Here is a 16,474-nt window from a genome sequence, read left to right as displayed (position 1 = left end):
GTGGTCGGTAGAACGTCAGGTGGTCGGTAACCCGGGTTACCGACCACCTGACGTTTTACCGACCACTTCGACGTACTGCCGACCACGCACGAAGGCCCGGCCACCCCTCGCGGGGTGACCGGGCCTTCGCGGTCGGCCTGACTACCGGACGATCACGCTCCGCCGGCAGCCATCTGGCCCGACGGCGGCAGGTCGCGCGGCACCAGTCCGGCGCCCGCGGGCACCGACTGCGGCTCTGCCGGGGTCGGACGACGACGCTCGTCGCGCTCCACACCGCGGAACGTGAACTCGCCGAGGATGCCCTCGCCCTCGCCGTCGATGATCACCAGCTGACCAGCCGTGAGCTCGCCGAACAGGATCTTCTCGGACAGCGTGTCCTCGATCTCCCGCTGGATCGCCCGCTTGAGCGGCCGGGCGCCGAGCACCGGGTCGTAGCCCTTCTCCGCCAGCAGGTGCTTGGCGGCGGGGGTGAGCTCGAGGCCCATGTCCCGGTCGCGCATACGACGGTCGAGCTTCGCGATCTCCAGGTCGACGATCTCGATGATCTCGTCCTGGGAGAGCTGCGGGAACACGATCGTGTCGTCGACGCGGTTGAGGAACTCCGGCCGGAAGTGCTGCTTGAGCTCCTCGTTGACCTTCGCCTTCATGCGCTCGTAGGAGGTCACCAGGTCGCCGCCGGCGTTGAAGCCGGTCTGGACGCCCTTGGCGATGTCCCGCGTGCCCAGGTTCGTCGTCATGATGATGACGGTGTTCTTGAAGTCGACCACACGACCCTGCGAGTCGGTGAGGCGACCGTCCTCGAGCACCTGGAGCAGCGAGTTGAAGATGTCGGCGTGCGCCTTCTCCACCTCGTCGAACAGGACCACGGAGAACGGCTTGCGCCGCACCTTCTCGGTGAGCTGGCCACCCTCGTCGTAGCCGACGTATCCGGGCGGGGAGCCGAACAGTCGCGAGACCGTGTGCTTCTCCGAGAACTCGGACATGTCGAGCTGGATGAGGGCGTCGTCGTCACCGAACAGGAACTCGGCGAGCGCCTTGGCGAGCTCGGTCTTACCGACACCGGTGGGGCCGGCGAAGATGAACGAGCCACCGGGGCGCTTCGGGTCCTTGAGCCCGGCACGCGTACGGCGGATGGCCTGCGACAGCGCCTTGATGGCCGCCTCCTGGCCGACGACCCGCTTGTGGATCTCCGCCTCCATGTTGAGCAGCCGGCTGGACTCCTCCTCGGTGAGCTTGACGACCGGGATGCCCGTGGACATCGCCAGCACCTCGGCGATCAGCTCGTCGTCGACCTCTGCGACCGTGTCGAGGTCGCCCGACTTCCAGGCCTTCTCCTTGTCCGCGCGGACCTGCGTGAGCTGCTTCTCCTTGTCACGCAGTCCGGCGGCCTTCTCGAAGTCCTGCTCGTCGATCGCCGACTCCTTCTCGCGGCGCGCCTCGGCGATGTTCTCGTCGAGCTCCTTGAGCTCCGGCGGAGCCGTCATACGACGGATGCGGAGCCGTGCCCCGGCCTCGTCGATCAGGTCGATCGCCTTGTCCGGGAGGAACCGGTCGTTGATGTACCGGTCGGCGAGCGTGGCTGCCGAGACCAGCGCGGAGTCCGTGATGGACACGCGGTGGTGCGCCTCGTAGCGGTCCCGCAGGCCCTTGAGGATCTCGATGGCGTGCTCGAGCGACGGCTCGGACACCTGGATCGGCTGGAAGCGACGCTCCAGGGCCGGGTCCTTCTCGACGTACTTGCGGTACTCGTCGAGCGTGGTGGCACCGATGGTCTGGAGCTCACCGCGGGCCAGCATGGGCTTCAGGATCGAGGCGGCGTCGATGGCACCCTCGGCGGCACCCGCACCCACCAGGGTGTGGATCTCGTCGATGAACAGGATGATGTCGCCGCGCGTCCGGATCTCCTTGAGCACCTTCTTCAGGCGCTCCTCGAAGTCACCGCGGTAGCGCGACCCGGCGACCAGCGCACCGAGGTCGAGCGTGTACAGCTGCTTGTCCTTGAGCGTCTCCGGGACATCGCCCTTGACGATGTCCTGCGCGAGGCCCTCGACGACGGCGGTCTTGCCGACGCCCGGCTCGCCGATCAGCACCGGGTTGTTCTTGGTGCGGCGGGACAGGACCTGCATGACCCGCTCGATCTCCTGCGTACGACCGATGACCGGGTCCAGCTTGCCCTCGCGCGCGGCCTGGGTGAGGTTGCGGCCGAACTGGTCGAGCACTGCCGAGCCTGCCGGCTGACCCTCCTGGGGGCCGCCCGCTGAGACCGGCTCCTTACCCTGGTAGCCGCTCAGCAGCTGGATGACCTGCTGGCGCACCTTGTTCAGGTCGGCACCCATCTTGGTGAGCACCTGTGCTGCGACGCCCTCACCCTCGCGGATGAGACCGAGCAGGATGTGCTCCGTGCCGATGTAGTTGTGGCCGAGCTGCAGCGCCTCGCGGAGCGACAGCTCAAGCACCTTCTTGGCGCGCGGCGTGAACGGGATGTGCCCGCTCGGCGCCTGCTGCCCCTCACCGATGATCTCGGTGACCTGGGTGCGGACGCCGTCGAGCGAGATCCCCAGCGACTCGAGCGCCTTGGCGGCCACGCCCTCACCCTCGTGGATGAGGCCGAGCAGAATGTGCTCCGTGCCGATGTAGTTGTGGTTCAGCATCCGCGCCTCTTCTTGGGCGAGGACGACGACCCGACGGGCGCGATCCGTAAATCTCTCGAACATGTGCTGCTCCCTCACGAGCGGCGTACACCTGCACCGGCGGTACCAGGCCTGACCGCAACGACTCTATGCGCTCACAACGCGCCCATGGGCCGGTTGATGCCCATGTTCGCCAGGGGCGTGACGATGTCGGGCCCCGGAGGGGTGAGGAGCGCCCCGCCCGGGACGACACGCCCGGGCACCGGCTCTCGGCCGCGAGTCCCGGCTGTTTACGGGCCGATTCTGGCGCAGGTCGTTGACGCCTTCCCGCGCACCCGGCAGTCTCGTTGTCAGACCCGCACGCGCCCCGGGAGGCCAGATGGCGGACGACCCGAGCCCGACCCCCGAGTCCTGGGAACAGATCGTCGCGCGTTTCGCACGGTTCTCGGGCGTCGTCGGCGAGGTGCACGACCCGCTGACCTGGGGGCTCGACCTGATCGAGGAAGAGGTCACCGGCGTCTCCGACAGCGTGGACCCCACCGAGGAGCGGTTCCTGCGCTCCTATCGCACGTTCTCGGGCGAGACCGTCGAGGTCGAGACCCTCCGTGTCCCCGCGACGCCGGCGCAGATCGAGGACATCGTCCGCGCCGCCTGCAGCGGCGCGCTCGTCGCACCGCTGCACGCCGACGTCGACCCTGCCGCGCCGCCGGGGATCGCGTCCGTCACCGAGATGGCCGAGTCCTACCAGGACTACCGCAGCGCCATGCGGGCGATCGTCGCCGAGGTCGACGACGTGCCCTGCGAGACCCGTCCGTTCCGGGTCGACGGCACGAGCAGACGTTGCATGCGGGTCACCGTGCGCGACGTGACCGCCGTCTACTCCCCTGCCGCCGACCGAGCCGTCGTCGTGACCGGGCCGGCCGACCTGGTGGACCGGGTGGACATCATCACCCGACCCATCCGCAACCTCCTCCACGGCGAGGAGGGCCCGAGGTTCTGACGGTTCCGGACGCGCGGCGGTAGGATCGCGGCCGTGACACGCGCCACTGCCTCCGCCGCGACGCCGCGGCCGACGGTACGCAACGCCCCGGCACGACGCCCGCTGCGGCAGGTCCTGCTGCTGCTCCTGCTGACGGTGCTCGCCCTGCCGGGTACCGCCGCCGTCGGACAGCGCGCTGCTGCCGCCGAGCGCTGGTCCGACGACATCTGGGTCAACGCCGACGGCGTCGCCTTCCAGCGGGGCAGCGGGAGCGACGAGGTCGCCTACGTGGTCCGGCCCGCCGGAGCGCGCCGCGGCGGGCAGGCGTACTCCCGCGACCTCACCCGGGACGAGCAGAACCACGGCTGGACCACGTTCTGGGAGGCCAAGCAGGCCTACCCGGACGGCTACTGCGTGGTGTGGGTGGAGGTCGAGGACGCGAGCAGCTGGCACGAGTCGGAAGGCAGCACCGCCTGCACGGCCAGCCGGCCGGCCATGAGGTCGACGCCCACGCCGACGCCGACCGCCACGCAGGCGGACGAGTCCGCGCCGGTCGAGACACCGAGGCCGAGACAGAGGCCTGCGCCGGAGCCCGAAGAGCCGCAGGTGACGGCGTCGACGCCGTCCGTCGCGCCGCCGCCCAGCCCGACGCCCACCCCGACATCGACGCCGACGCCCAGCGCGACCCCGTCGCCGTCCGGCTCGAGCACACCGGAGCCGTCACCCTCCCGCACGCCGTCCGAGGTGGAGCTCCTGCAGGGCATGAGCACGCGGCAGGGCCCCGAGGCGCAGGCGGTCCCGGCGGGGGAGGGAGAGGTCATCTCCCCGCTCGGGTGGGTGGCCGTGCTCGGCGTCGGCGCGCTGCTGACGACGGGCGGCCTGCTGGTGCTCTGGCGTCGCCTCACCTGACCAGTGCTGCCCAGGCCCACCCAGGGTGCCACGGGCACACTGGGTGGGTGACCACACCCGCAGGCCTCCTCCTGACCCCCGGCGCGGGTGCGAACCGCGACAGCGCGGCGCTCGTCGCGGTGGAGCACGCCCTGGCCGACGTCGTACCCCCGCTGCCCGTACGCCGCGCCGACTTCCCGTACCGCCTCGAGGGGCGACGGATGCCGGACCGGGCACCGGTCGCCGTCGCGCACCTGCGGAGCCAGGCCGCCGCGTGGGCGGACGAGCTCGGGGTGCCGACGGACCGGCTGCTCCTGGGCGGACGGTCGTACGGCGGGCGGATGTGCTCGATGGCCGTCGCCGAGGGTCTGCCCGCCGCCGGCCTGGTGCTGCTCAGCTACCCGCTGCACCCGCCGGGACGGCCGGAGAAGCTCCGGGTGGAGCACTTCGGGCAGATCGAGGTGCCCACGCTGTTCGTGTCCGGGGACAAGGACCAGTTCGGCACCCCCGACGAGCTCGCGGAGCACGCCGCGGCGATCCCCGGGCCCGTCACGACCGTGACGCTGACCGGCGCGCACGACATGCGCGGCGTCGGGCGGCAGCAGGCCGTGGCCCAGGCCGTCGCGAACTGGGCGGCTTCGTTGTGAGCGCGACCGTTGCGGCTACGTGACCGATTGAGGCTCCACGATCACGCGCACAGCAGGGGTCAGCGGCCGCCTGCCGGCTTGGCCGGATAGGCCGGTGGGATCTTGTCCAGCTCGATGGCGATCTCGCGACGTTCCGCGATGATGTCGTCGCGCTCCTCGTCGCGCTGCTCCAGGGCGTCCGCCTGCAGGTCGGCGCTCAGGTGGTCCCAGTACAGGACACCGTCGAGGTGCTGCGACTCGTGGATGAGGCAGCGTGCCAGGTAGCCGGTGCCTGACAGCTGCATCGGCCCGCCGTGCTGGTCCACGCCGCGCACCGTGGCCGCGCCGGGACGCTCCAGCGGCTCGTACGCGCCGACGACGGAGAGGCAGCCCTCCTCCTCGGTCTCCGGGTCGGCGTCGAGGTCCATCTCGAGCACCGGGTTCACCACGTGCCCGACGTGCCGGTCCCCCGACGAGTCCGTGAGGTCGTACACGAACACCCGAAGGTCGACGCCCACCTGCGGAGCCGCGAGGCCGACACCCTGCGCCGACTCCATGGTGGCGAACAGGTCGTCGATCAGCCGGGCGAGCTCCGGGGTCGAGAACTCCTCGACGGTACGGGCCGGGTTGTGCAGCACCGGCTCCCCGATCTCGGTGATGCGCAGCACGCGGCCGCGGTCCACCTCAGGGGCCGTCGCGGGATACTCCTCGACCGGCTCTCCGAGCAGGTAGGTGACGGGCTTGCGCCGTCGGGGGCGGGTCCATGCCATGGGACAGAGAGTACCTTCGACGCATGCCGTCCACGCCGCCTGCGGCAGCTCCGGCAGACTGCGCACATGAGTGGCGCACATGAGCGGTGAGACGACCGTCCGGAGCTGGATCAGACGCCGGGCGGTTCCCGCCGCCGCGGCCGTGGTGACCGTGGCGGCCGGCCTGTCCGTGCGGTCGGTGCTGGGCGGCGACCTCGCGAAGTACGCGGGCGACGCACTCTACGCACTGCTGATCTTCTGGCTCGTGCTGGTGGTGGCCCCACGGACTCGCGCGTGGGTCGCCGCGATCGTGGCGTTCGGCGTGAGCGCGGCGGTCGAGCTCTTCCAGCTCACCGGTGTCCCCGCTGAGCTGGGCGCCCACAGCACGCTCGCGCGACTCGTGCTCGGTACCACCTTCAACGCGCCGGACCTGCCGTTCTACGCGGTCGGAGCGGCGTCAGGCTGGGCTCTGCACCGGATCGCGCGGGCGGTACGGGCAGGCCGACGGCGGCGCACGTCCGTGCGTCCTCGCTAAGCGTTCGCCGGTCCACGCAGGGCCGCCGTGTCACACACCGGGGCCCTCCGTCGTCGGCGGTGCGGACCGTGACCCCTGCTTCGAGGAGAACCGTATGAACATCGCCCTGTGGATAGTCGCCGGGCTGCTCTCGATCGTCTACGTGGGCAGCGGCGCGCTCAAGGTCATCGCGAGCAAGGAGAGGATCGCCGCGACGGGACCCGCTGCGGGCTGGACCGAGGACTTCAAGCCGCGCAGCATCAAGGCCATCGGGGTGCTGGAGCTGCTGGGCGGCCTCGGCCTGGTCCTGCCCGCCGCGTTCGGCGTCGCGCCGGACCTGGTGCCGCTGGCCGCCCTGGGTCTCGCGATGATCATGGTCGGTGCGGCGGCCACCCGGATCAGCCGACGCGAGTACAGGCTCATGCTGGTGGACCTGACCTACCTGGTCCTGATCGGCTTCGTGGCCTGGGGCCGCTTCGGGCCGGAGGCGTTCACCGCCTGATCGGGCCATGCGCGCGAAGGGCAGTTGCCAGTCGGGGGCCGACGCCGGTGCTGGTCGGTCCGCTTCGACAATGCGATCAGGCATGCTCCAGGGGCGCTGAACCATGCCGCAGTGCATTCTGGAGGAGGATCTTCGACCCTGGCCGCCAACGCAAAAGCCCGAAACCGTTGAGGTTCCGGGCCTTTGGCGTTGCTGAGCCGCCTATCAGAATCGAACTGATGACCTTCTCATTACGAGTGAGACGCTCTACCGACTGAGCTAAGGCGGCGTGCGCACCGCGAGCCGGTAACGACCGGATCGGTGAGCGGCCCTCACTGTACCCAATGGGAGGCCCAGGTTTCAAAGCGAAACGGTGTGACGTCCTCAACCCCGTGCAACCGGGCCCACCTGCGTCAGCAGGTGAGGCCGTCCTCCGGGACCGTTCCCTCCACCAGATAGTCCTCCACGGCGTTGCTGATGCAGGTGTTCGACCTGCCGTACGCCGTGTGCCCCTCACCCTCGTACGTGACCAGGGTGCCCGACGAGAGGGTATTCGCGAGCGACTCGGCCCAGCGGTACGGGGTGGCCGGGTCGTTGGTGGTACCGATGACGACGATCGGCGGCGCTCCCTTGGCGGCCGGGTCGAACTCCTGCTCCGCCGGCGGGTACGGCCAGTCCGTGCACTCGATGCCGGAGTACCCGAACGACTCGCCGAGGGTCGGCGCGGCTTCCTCGATCTCGGCGGCCAGCTCCCGCATCTTCGTCATGTCCTCCTCGGCGCGGCCGTCGGCGCAGTTGATCGCGCGGAACGCCTCCTCGCTGTTGGACTTGAAGGTGCCGTCCTCGTTGCGGTCGTTGTAGACGTCGGCCAGGTAGAGCAGGTCGTCGCCGGTGCCCTCCCAGAAGACCTCCTGCAGGGCCTGCGTGAGGAAGGACCAGGATCCTTCGTCGTACATCGTCACGGCTACGCCGTAGAACGCCAGCTTCTTCGTCACCGACCGCTCGGACGACGTCGGGATCGGGTTGGGTTCCGCGTCCTCGACCATGGCCTGGATCTGCTGCAGGCCGCTCGTGACGTCACCGGTGAGCGGGCAGTCGCTGCTCGCCTGGCAGTCCGTCACGTAGGCGCGCAGGGCGCTCTCGAAGCCCTCCGCCTGCTGCAGCGCCACCTCGTCCGAGCCCAGCGTGGTGTCGAGCGCGCCGTCGAGCACCAGGCGCCCGGTCCGGTCCGGGAACAGGCCCGCGTAGGTGGCGCCCAGCTGGGTGCCGTAGGAGAAGCCCAGGAAGTTGAGCTTGTCGTCGCCGAGGGCGCCCCGAAGCATGTCCATGTCCCGGGCCGCGGACTGCGTGTCCACGTTCCCGAGCAGCGGCCCCGTGTTCTCGGCGCACGCCTGGCCCCACTCCCGGACGGCGTCCTGCCGGTCGGCCAGGCCCTCGGGCGTGTACGGGTAGTCGGTGCTGAGGAACTCGTCCTTGCGCGCGTCGTCGAAGCACTTCACCGGCGTCGACTGGCCTACGCCGCGGGGGTCGAAGCCCACGATGTCGAACGACGACCGCAGCGACTGCCCGAACCGCGCCGGGTCACCGACGAAGTCCACCCCCGAGCCGCCCGGACCGCCCGGGTTGACCAGCAGCGAGCCCACCTTCTGCCCCGAGGCGGGGATCCGCTTGAGCGCGATCTCGATGCTGCCCGCTCCCGCGTCGTGCCAGGAGAGCGGCGCCGACGCCGTGGCGCACTGGAAACCCTCGCCGCACTCGGTCCACTCGAGCGACTGGCCGTAGAAGTCCTCGAACCCCTTGGGCGCGCCCTCCGTCGCCGAGCCGTCCGACTTGCCCACGTCCTCCAGCGCTGTCTGCACCTTGGGCGGTGCGCCGCAGGCGGCCAGGAGGAGAACGGTGGTGAGCAGCGTGGCGACGACGGCCGCAGGCTGACGACGGCGGGCGGGGCGAATCACCCGCACAACCTATCGGTTGTGCTGGGTAGATTTCTTACCCGTTGGCGAACCAACACGCGACCCTCACGAGTCGAGCCAGGCCACCGGACCGGGCTTGCCCTCTGCTGGACGGGGCTGGAGCTCGACCTTGCCCTTGTCACCCAGCATGACCGGGACCGGCCGGCCGGTGTCGGACTCCGCCGGCACCTCGACGACGGTGGTGGTGGGCACGAAGTCCATGGTGCAGATGCCGTCGCCCGGCGGGATGAGCCGCACCGCGAGCACCCCGTCCGCTGCGGCGACGCCGGGCGCCTTGCCGCCCGAACCGATGGTCGCCTCCGGCTCCGCGAACGTGGGACACGAGCTGGACCCGTTGGTCACCACGTACAGCAGACCCTCCACGGGCGCCCACGCGGCCCCGACCGTCGAGTCGGTGCTCCCCTCGACGCCCGGCGGCAGGCCGCGCCCGGTGCTGCCCGCCTCGATCGCCATGTCGGCGGCCTGCGGCAGCTTGTCGTCCTTACCCGTGTCGCCGGACGGGCTCGCGCTCTCGGACGGGCTGGGGGCGACCGTGTCGCTCTCCTCCGGCGCCGTCGACGTGGTCGACTCCCCCGCCTCGGCCCCGCCGACGTCGGACTGCGCGCACCCGGTCAGCGCGAGCGCCGCCGTCATGCCGAGGCCCAAGGCCGCCGCGCCCGCACGTGCCAGGTTCCGCGTCGTCATGCCGGTCCGGTCCATCCGCCTGATCTTCATGCCCAGATCCTTCCACTCGCCTGACACGACCGCAGGGCGCAGTGGTCTTGCGGCCCCACTCCCTCTGTCCATGTCCCGGGCGACGAGGTTCTTGCAGGCGTAGTGGTCGGCAAAAAGTCAGGTGGTCGATAGCTCGAGCTACCGACCACCTGACGTCCTACCGATCATTCGCGCCGGCGAGCGGTCACACGCGTGCCGTGGAGAAGCGCAGCTTCTCCGGGGTGGCGTCCGCCGCGGTCTTGCGCAGGAAGGCCCGGCGGTGCACGGAGAAGGCGTTGCGGTCGTCGAAGAAGTCGCGGGCCATCTCGGCCAGCTCGATGGTCTGGTAGTACGACAGCGGCCGGTCCGTCGCGCGGCGCTCCGCGCGTGCGGCGAGCATCCAGCCGAGCGTGGCGGGCTCCTCGTAGCCCTGCGCGGCAGATGACAACCAGGCGGTGAACTCGCCCCACTCCCGCGGCCCGACGGCGCTGATCAGCCCGATGCGTGCCGCCTCAGCCACCGAGATCGGCAGCTTGCGGTTCAGGAGCAGCGACGCGCGGTGCTCCCCGACGCGCGCCGGGACGCTCCAGGAGTGCAGCTCGGAACCGTAGATCCCCATGTCGTAGTACGGGTTGAGGACGACGCCCTCGCGGGCCAGCGTCACGTCGGCACAGAGCCCGGCCATCACGCCGCCCGCGCCGGCGTTGGCGGTGAACGCGGCGACGGTGAGCTGGTCGGCGGTCGCGATGGCGAGGCACAGCTCGTCGATCGCGCAGATGTTGTCCCAGGCCTCGGCGGCCGGGTCGGGCGACGCGTCGATGGTCCCCAGGTGGATCCCGTTGGAGAACCCGTGCTCCGTGCCCTTGATGACGAGCACCCGGGTGTCCTCGGTGAGGGCCTTCTCCACGGCGCTGGTCAGCCGGCGGCACTGCTCGGTGTACATCGCGCCGCTGTACGAGCGGATCGTCAGGTACCCGACGGCGCCGTCGCGCACGTAGGTCGTCTCCGCCAGGGCGTCCGGGACGCGGCGGAACGGGGCGCCGCTCGCGTCGATCACCTGGGCGGCCGGGAGCTTGGCGCCACGTCGGCCGCTCAGCTCCGCGGCGTAGCCGACCCAGAGCGTGCCGACGCCGCAGGCGATCGCCACCGCGTCGAGGTTGCGGCCCACCACGGTGCCTGGTGCCGCACCGGTGTGCTCCGGCGACGCGACGGCGTCGAACACGCAGACCGACCGGCCGTTCACGCCGGCGGGGGCACCCGGGGCGCCGTCGGCCGCCGCGACGAGCCGCTCCAGCTCGCTCGCGGGCCGGTTCCAGTCGATGCGGAAGTCCTCGCGGCGCAGCAGCGGCAGCTCACCGTCGACGGGCACGATCCGCAGGCAGGCCTCCGCCGGGATCGGCCGCTCGCCGTCGGCCACCTTGCGGACCACCTCGCCGATACAGGCCATCGCGGCGTCCGCGACACGGCTGTTGTAGAGCGCGCTCTTGGCGATCGGCTGGTCGGGCATGTCGAACACCGCGGTGGCCCAGACGGGGCCGGCGTCCAGCTCCTCGACGGCGGACAGGGCGGTGACGCCCCACCGCTCCCTGCCGTCGCGGATCGCGTGGTCCAGGGAGGACGGACCGCGGTCGCCCACGGGTCCGGGGTGCACGATGACGGTCGGCCAGCGGGTGTAGATCGTGTCCGGCACCCGGTGCTTCAGGAACGGGCACAGGATCAGGTCAGGGTCAGCACGCTCGACGGCCCGCGTCATCGCGGCGCCCGACTCGAACGTCGGGGCAAGCTCGATTCCTACGTCATGCCCCTGTTCCCTCAGGGAACACCAGACCCGCTGGGTGAGACCGTTGAAGGCTGAAACCAGCAGGAGGATCCTCATCGGGCGGTGGACTCCTTGTCGCACGGAAAAGCTCTGGGGGCGTCCGCAGCCTAACCACGGACGCCAATCGGGACAATCTGCCTTGGCGGTTCAACTTCACCCGTGCGAAATCTTCACAGGAGCCGAGCCGCCGGGCGGTCAGCCTTGCGGGCGCAGCGCTATGGTCATCGCTTCGAGCGCCAGCAACGGCGCCACGTTACCGCCCAGACGGGTGCGGGCGATCCCGATCGAGTCCATGCGCCGCACCGTCTGCTCCGGGGTGGAGTCAGCGGCGAGCGAGCGCACCGTCTCGGCGAGCTCGGCGTTCACCAGGTCCACCTCCGCCCCGAGCTGCACCACGAGCACGTCCCGGTACAGGGAGAGCAGGTCCACCATGGCGCGGTCGAGCACATCGCGCTGATGCCGTGTGGCACGCCGCTTCTGGTCGTCCTCCAGCTGCTTGAGCTGGGAGCGCAGGCGCGGCGGCAGCGTCTCGCCGTCGGCCACGCCAAGGGCCCGCAGCAGCTCGGCCTTCTCGGCCGCGTCCCGCTCCTGCGTTGCGGACACGGCCTCGGCCTTCGCCACGTCCACGAGCTCGCCCGCTGCCAGCACCGCGTCCCCGACGCCGCGGATGCGGCGCGCGATGCTCAGCACCGCGGTGCGCCGCTCACGCGCCCCGGCGTCGCGGGCCAGCCGCTTCGCCAGGCCGACATGGCTCTGCGCCGCGCGGGCCGCGCTCAGCGCGACCGCCGGGTCCGCACCGTCGCGCCGCACGAGCAGGTCGGCGACCGCCTGCGGCGGCGGCACGCGCAGCACCACCGCGCGGCAGCGTGACCGGATGGTCGGCAGCACGTCCTGGACCGAGGGCGCGCAGAGCACCCACACCGTGTGCGGCGGCGGCTCCTCGATGGTCTTGAGCAGCACGTTCGTGGTGCGCTCCGCCATGCGGTCGGCGTCCTCGATCACGATCACGCGCCACCGCCCGCCCGACGGCGACCGGGAGGCCGTCATGATCAGGCCCCGCACCTCGTCGATGGAGATGACCACCTTCTCGGTGGCCAGCAGGGTCACGTCCGGATGGGTGCCTGCCATGGTCGTGGTGCACGCCCGGCACACGCCGCAGCCGCCCTGCGGGCACTGCAGCGCTGCCGCGAAGGCGCGGGCCGCCACCGACCGGCCCGACCCGGGCGGACCGGTCACCAGCCACGCGTGCGTCATCGCCGCCGGGGTCGCCACGGCTCCCTGGAGCGCGGCGACGGCGGACTCCTGCCCGACGACGTCGTCCCACACCGTCATGCCTGGTCCTCGCCGGCCGCCTCGGTCCTACCGGCGGGCTCGCCCAGGCCGGTCGCCTCCGCGACGACCGGCGTGAGGCCGAGCCGGGCCGAGACGTCCACCCGGATCTGCGCCTGGATGTCGCCGATCGGCGCGGTCGCGTCGATGACCACCCAGCGGTCGGGATCGGTGGCGGCCCGCTGGAGGAACGTGTCCCTGACGCGGGTGTGGAACTCGAGGCCGGCCCGCTCCACGCGGTCCAGCGCGCCCTTGCCGTCGGCCGCGGCGCGACGGCCCGCGGCGACCTGTGGCTCGAGGTCGAGCAGGACGGTGATGTCCGGCCGCAAGCCCTTGGCCGCCCACAGCGAGAGATGCTCCACCTCGTGGCCAGGCAGGTCACGACCGCCCGACTGATAGGCGACGGACGAGTCGAGGTAGCGGTCGGTGATCACCACCGCACCCCGCTCCAGCGCGGGCCGCACCACGGTCTCGACGTGGTGGGCACGGTCCGCCGCGTAGATCAGCGCCTCGGCCCGTGGGCCCATGTCCTGGCCGTGCATGACCGCTGCCCGCAGCTCCTTGCCGAGCGACGTGCCGCCAGGCTCGAACGTGAGCACGACCTCGCGGCCGGTCAGGTCGGCCAGCCAGTCGCCGAGGAGGCGCGACTGCGTCGACTTGCCGACGCCCTCGCCGCCCTCGAAAGAGATGAAGTAGCCCGGTGCGTTCACGCGGCAACCCTAACCGCGCCCACCCACATCGACCGGCCGTGCGCCGCCACCCTCGTCGTCCGACCGCCCTACTTCTTGGTCGTGCTCTTCTTCGCCGGAGCCTTCTTCGCGGGCGCCTTCTTGGCGGGAGCCTTCTTCGCCGTCGTGCGCTTCTTCGCCGGGCCCTGGGCGCGCTTCTCGGCGAGCAGCTCGATCGCGCGTTCCGCGGTGACCGACTCCGGGGTGACGTCGCGCGGCAGGGTGCGGTTGGTCTCGCCGTCGGTCACGTACGGGCCGAAGCGGCCGTCCTTGACGTGGATCGGCTTGCCGCTGTTGGGGTCGTCGCCGAGCTCACGCAGCGGCGGCGCCGCCGTCCGCCCGCGTCCGCGCTTGGGCTGCTTGTAGATCTCGACCGCCTCGTCGAGAGTGACCGTGAACATGGCCTCCTCGGACGGCAGGGTGCGCGAGTCGGTGCCCTTCTTCAGGTAGGGCCCGTACCGGCCGTTCTGCGCGGTGATCTCGTCACCCGACTCCGGGTCCACCCCGACGACGCGCGGCAGCGACATGAGCTGCAGCGCGTCCTCCAGCGTCATCGAGTCGAGCGCCTGCGTCTTGAGGAGCGACGCGGTCTTGGGCTTGGGCAGCGCGGCCAGCGCGCGCTTCTTCGCCGCCGCCGACAGGTCCGGGTCGAGGTCCGGCTCGGGCAGCTGCTCCGTCACGTACGGGCCGTAACGGCCGTTCTTGGCCACGATCGGGTTGTTCGTCTCGGGGTGCACACCGAGCACGCGACCGTCGTCGGCCCCTGCCGCGAGCAGCTCGCGCGCCTTGACGACGGTCAGCTCGTCGGGCGCCACGTCGTCGGGCACCGAGGCGCGAGGCGGGGTCTTGCCCTCCTCGACCTCGGCTGCGAGGTCCTCGAGGTACGGGCCGTACCGGCCCACCCGCACGCGGATGCCCTCGCCGATCTCCACGGAGTTGATCGCGGCGGCGTCGATCTCGCCGAGGTTCTCGACGAGCGCGCGGAGGCCACCGCCGTCGCTGTCCACGCCGAGCGCGTCGGACGTGCCGATGTTCCCGGGAACCTCGCCGAAGTAGAACTCCTTCAGCCACGCGACCCGCTCTCGCGACCCGGCCGCGATCTGGTCGAGGTCCGCCTCCATCGTGGCCGTGAAGTCGTAGTCGACCAGCCGGTCGAAGTGCTCCTCCAGCAGCCGGATCACCGCGAACGCGAGCCATGTCGGCACCAGCGCCTGGCCACGCGTGATCACGTAGCCGCGGTCCTGGATGGTGGAGATCGTCGCGGCGTACGTGGACGGGCGGCCGATGCCGCGCTCCTCCAGCGCCTTGACCAGGGACGCCTCCGTGTAGCGAGGGGGCGGGGAGGTGGAGTGACCGTCGGCGGCGAGGTCGGTGCCGATCAGCGCGTCGCCCTCCGCCATGGTCGGCAGGCGCGTCTCCTTCGCCGCCGCGGCGCTCTCGGCCGCCTCGGCGTCGACGTCCGCGCTCTCCTCGTACGCCGCGAGGAAGCCGCGGAACGAGATCACCGTGCCCGACGCCGAGAACACCGCCTCGTTGCCGTCCTGGTCGCCGCCCACGACGACCGCGCCGAGCCGGACGGAGGCCGTCGAGCCCTTCGCGTCGGCCATCTGCGAGGCCACCGTGCGCTTCCAGATCAGCTCGTACAGGCGGAACTGGTCGCCGCTCAGCTCGCCGGCGACCTGGGCGGGCGTGCGGAACGAGTCACCCGCCGGACGGATCGCCTCGTGCGCCTCCTGGGCGCCCTTCGACTTGGACTGGTACAGCCGCGGTGCGCCCGGCACGTACTCGGGGCCGTACAGCTCGGCGGCCTGGTTGCGCGCTGCGTTGGTGGCCTCGGCCGACAGCGACGGGCTGTCGGTACGCATGTACGTGATGTAGCCGTTCTCGTACAGGCCCTGCGCGGTCCGCATCGCCTGGCGCGACGACATCCGGAGCTTCCGGCCCGCCTCCTGCTGCATCGTGGAGGTGGTGAACGGCGCGGCGGGCCGGCGCGTGTACGGCTTGGTCTCCAGGCTGCGGACGGAGAAGTCGGCGGCCGCGAGCCCGGAGACGACGGCGTTCGCCGTGGCCTCGTCGAGCTGCACCACGCCGGTGCGGACCTTGAGCCGGCCCCGGTCGTCGAAGTCGCGGCCCGAGGCGACCTTGTCGCCGGCGAGCTGGGTGAGCCGGGCGCGGAAGGAGGGCTGGCCGGGGGCGACCCCGCCGTCGCCCGAGACGGCGAAGGTGCCCGCCACGTCCCAGTAGTCGGCTGAGACGAACGCCATACGCTCACGCTCGCGTTCGACCACGAGGCGCGTCGCCACGGACTGCACCCGGCCGGCGGACAGACCCTGGCGCACCTTGCGCCACAGCACCGGCGACACCTCGTAGCCGTACAGGCGGTCGAGGATGCGCCGGGTCTCCTGGGCGTCCACGAGGTCCTGGTCCAGCTCTCGCGTGTTCTCCAGGGCCCGGAGGATCGCGTCGCGGGTGATCTCGTGGAACACCATGCGCTTGACCGGGACCTTGGGCTTGAGCTCCTGGATCAGGTGCCAGGCGATGGCCTCGCCCTCGCGGTCCTCATCGGTCGCGAGGAAGAGCTCGTCGGCATCCTTCAGCGCCTTCTTGAGCTCGCTGACCTTCTTCTTCTTGTCCGCGTGGACCACGTAGTACGGGTCGAACCCGTTGTCGACGTCGACCGAGAACTTGCCGTAGGGACCTTTCTTCATGTCCACGGGCAGGTCCTTGGGCTGCGGGAGGTCGCGAATATGCCCGACGCTGGCTTCGACCTCGTAGTCGTCGCCGAGGTAGCTCTGGATCTTTCGAGCCTTCGTGGGCGACTCCACGATCACGAGCTTGCGTGCCTGGGACATCCGGTCCTGCCTGCTTCCTGCGGGGTCTGGGGGTGGGCGCCGAGCGCCGTCGGAGAGTTCACGGTACGCCAGGCGCAACGGATCGCACCCTATCCGGGCCGACAGCCGGTTGCCCGGCGGTCTCACATGACCCTGGTGATTTTCACCCGTGGCGTGATGAACAGCTCAGCATCACACCAGCCACACGGTCTCTTCAGGCGGCTCGCCTACGGT

Annotated in this window: 13 protein-coding genes and 1 tRNA gene; 5 read left to right on the top strand and 9 right to left on the bottom strand. The window is 71.0% G+C overall.

Annotated elements, in window-relative coordinates:
* Positions 1 to 152: 152 nt before the first annotated feature.
* Positions 153 to 2,714 (bottom strand): ATP-dependent Clp protease ATP-binding subunit, encoded by a 2,562-nt coding sequence (locus AB0F40_RS21355; protein ID WP_253873504.1) that lies wholly within the window; start codon positions 2,712 to 2,714, stop codon positions 153 to 155.
* Between the two features lie 295 nt (positions 2,715 to 3,009).
* On the opposite strand from AB0F40_RS21355, the gene AB0F40_RS21350 reads away from it, so the two are divergent.
* Genes AB0F40_RS21350 through AB0F40_RS21340 form a run of 3 tightly spaced genes read left to right on the top strand, consistent with a single transcriptional unit; the run spans position 3,010 to position 5,144 of the window.
* Entirely contained in the window at positions 3,010 to 3,630 is a 621-nt protein-coding gene (locus AB0F40_RS21350; protein WP_357472242.1) for a hypothetical protein, read from the top strand.
* 33 nt (positions 3,631 to 3,663) lie between these two features.
* Positions 3,664 to 4,518 carry a hypothetical protein gene (locus tag AB0F40_RS21345; protein ID WP_357472239.1) on the top strand — a complete coding sequence of 285 codons (855 nt, stop codon included), beginning with the start codon at positions 3,664 to 3,666 and terminating at the stop codon, positions 4,516 to 4,518.
* 47 nt (positions 4,519 to 4,565) lie between these two features.
* Entirely contained in the window at positions 4,566 to 5,144 is a 579-nt protein-coding gene (locus AB0F40_RS21340) for an alpha/beta family hydrolase (protein ID WP_357472236.1), read from the top strand.
* Positions 5,145 to 5,203: 59 nt separating this feature from the next.
* Here AB0F40_RS21340 and def read toward each other — a convergent pair whose 3' ends face one another.
* Positions 5,204 to 5,893 carry a peptide deformylase gene (def, locus tag AB0F40_RS21335; protein ID WP_357472233.1) on the bottom strand — a complete coding sequence of 230 codons (690 nt, stop codon included), beginning with the start codon at positions 5,891 to 5,893 and terminating at the stop codon, positions 5,204 to 5,206.
* 79 nt (positions 5,894 to 5,972) lie between these two features.
* Between def and AB0F40_RS21330 the strand changes: the two genes are divergently transcribed.
* Entirely contained in the window at positions 5,973 to 6,407 is a 435-nt protein-coding gene (locus tag AB0F40_RS21330) for a DUF2809 domain-containing protein (protein ID WP_357472230.1), read from the top strand.
* A gap of 94 nt (positions 6,408 to 6,501) precedes the next feature.
* Positions 6,502 to 6,888 (top strand): DoxX family protein, encoded by a 387-nt coding sequence (locus AB0F40_RS21325; protein WP_357472227.1) that lies wholly within the window; start codon positions 6,502 to 6,504, stop codon positions 6,886 to 6,888.
* 195 nt (positions 6,889 to 7,083) lie between these two features.
* On the opposite strand, the gene AB0F40_RS21320 is transcribed toward AB0F40_RS21325, so the two are convergent.
* From AB0F40_RS21320 to topA, 7 genes are all read right to left on the bottom strand, one after another.
* A tRNA-Thr gene (locus AB0F40_RS21320) sits at positions 7,084 to 7,156 on the bottom strand.
* A 124-nt stretch (positions 7,157 to 7,280) separates the two neighbouring features.
* Positions 7,281 to 8,822, bottom strand: a complete 1,542-nt coding sequence (locus tag AB0F40_RS21315; protein ID WP_357472224.1) for an alpha/beta hydrolase — start codon at positions 8,820 to 8,822, stop codon at positions 7,281 to 7,283.
* Positions 8,823 to 8,885: 63 nt separating this feature from the next.
* On the bottom strand, positions 8,886 to 9,554 hold the full coding sequence (locus AB0F40_RS21310; RefSeq protein ID WP_357472221.1) for a hypothetical protein: 669 nt from the start codon (positions 9,552 to 9,554) through the stop codon (positions 8,886 to 8,888).
* A 184-nt stretch (positions 9,555 to 9,738) separates the two neighbouring features.
* The gene (locus AB0F40_RS21305) at positions 9,739 to 11,409 is read right to left on the bottom strand and encodes an enoyl-CoA hydratase-related protein (RefSeq protein ID WP_357472218.1); all 1,671 of its coding nucleotides are present in this window, start codon (positions 11,407 to 11,409) and stop codon (positions 9,739 to 9,741) included.
* A 138-nt stretch (positions 11,410 to 11,547) separates the two neighbouring features.
* Complete coding sequence (locus AB0F40_RS21300; protein ID WP_357472215.1) at positions 11,548 to 12,684, bottom strand: DNA polymerase III subunit delta'; 1,137 nt, start codon at positions 12,682 to 12,684, stop codon at positions 11,548 to 11,550.
* On the bottom strand, positions 12,681 to 13,391 hold the full coding sequence (gene tmk, locus AB0F40_RS21295; RefSeq protein ID WP_357472212.1) for a dTMP kinase: 711 nt from the start codon (positions 13,389 to 13,391) through the stop codon (positions 12,681 to 12,683). Before tmk ends, AB0F40_RS21300 begins: the two co-directional genes overlap by 4 nt.
* A 68-nt stretch (positions 13,392 to 13,459) precedes the next feature.
* Positions 13,460 to 16,261, bottom strand: coding sequence for a type I DNA topoisomerase (gene topA, locus AB0F40_RS21290; protein WP_357472209.1), 2,802 nt, complete (start codon positions 16,259 to 16,261; stop codon positions 13,460 to 13,462).
* Between the last annotated feature and the right edge of the window lie 213 nt (positions 16,262 to 16,474).

The sequence above is a fragment of the Promicromonospora sp. NPDC023987 genome (genome assembly GCF_040639055.1).
Lineage (GTDB): Bacteria > Actinomycetota > Actinomycetes > Actinomycetales > Cellulomonadaceae > Promicromonospora.
Note: the sequence above shows the minus strand (reverse complement) of the source record. Positions and strands in the feature narration are given on the sequence as shown.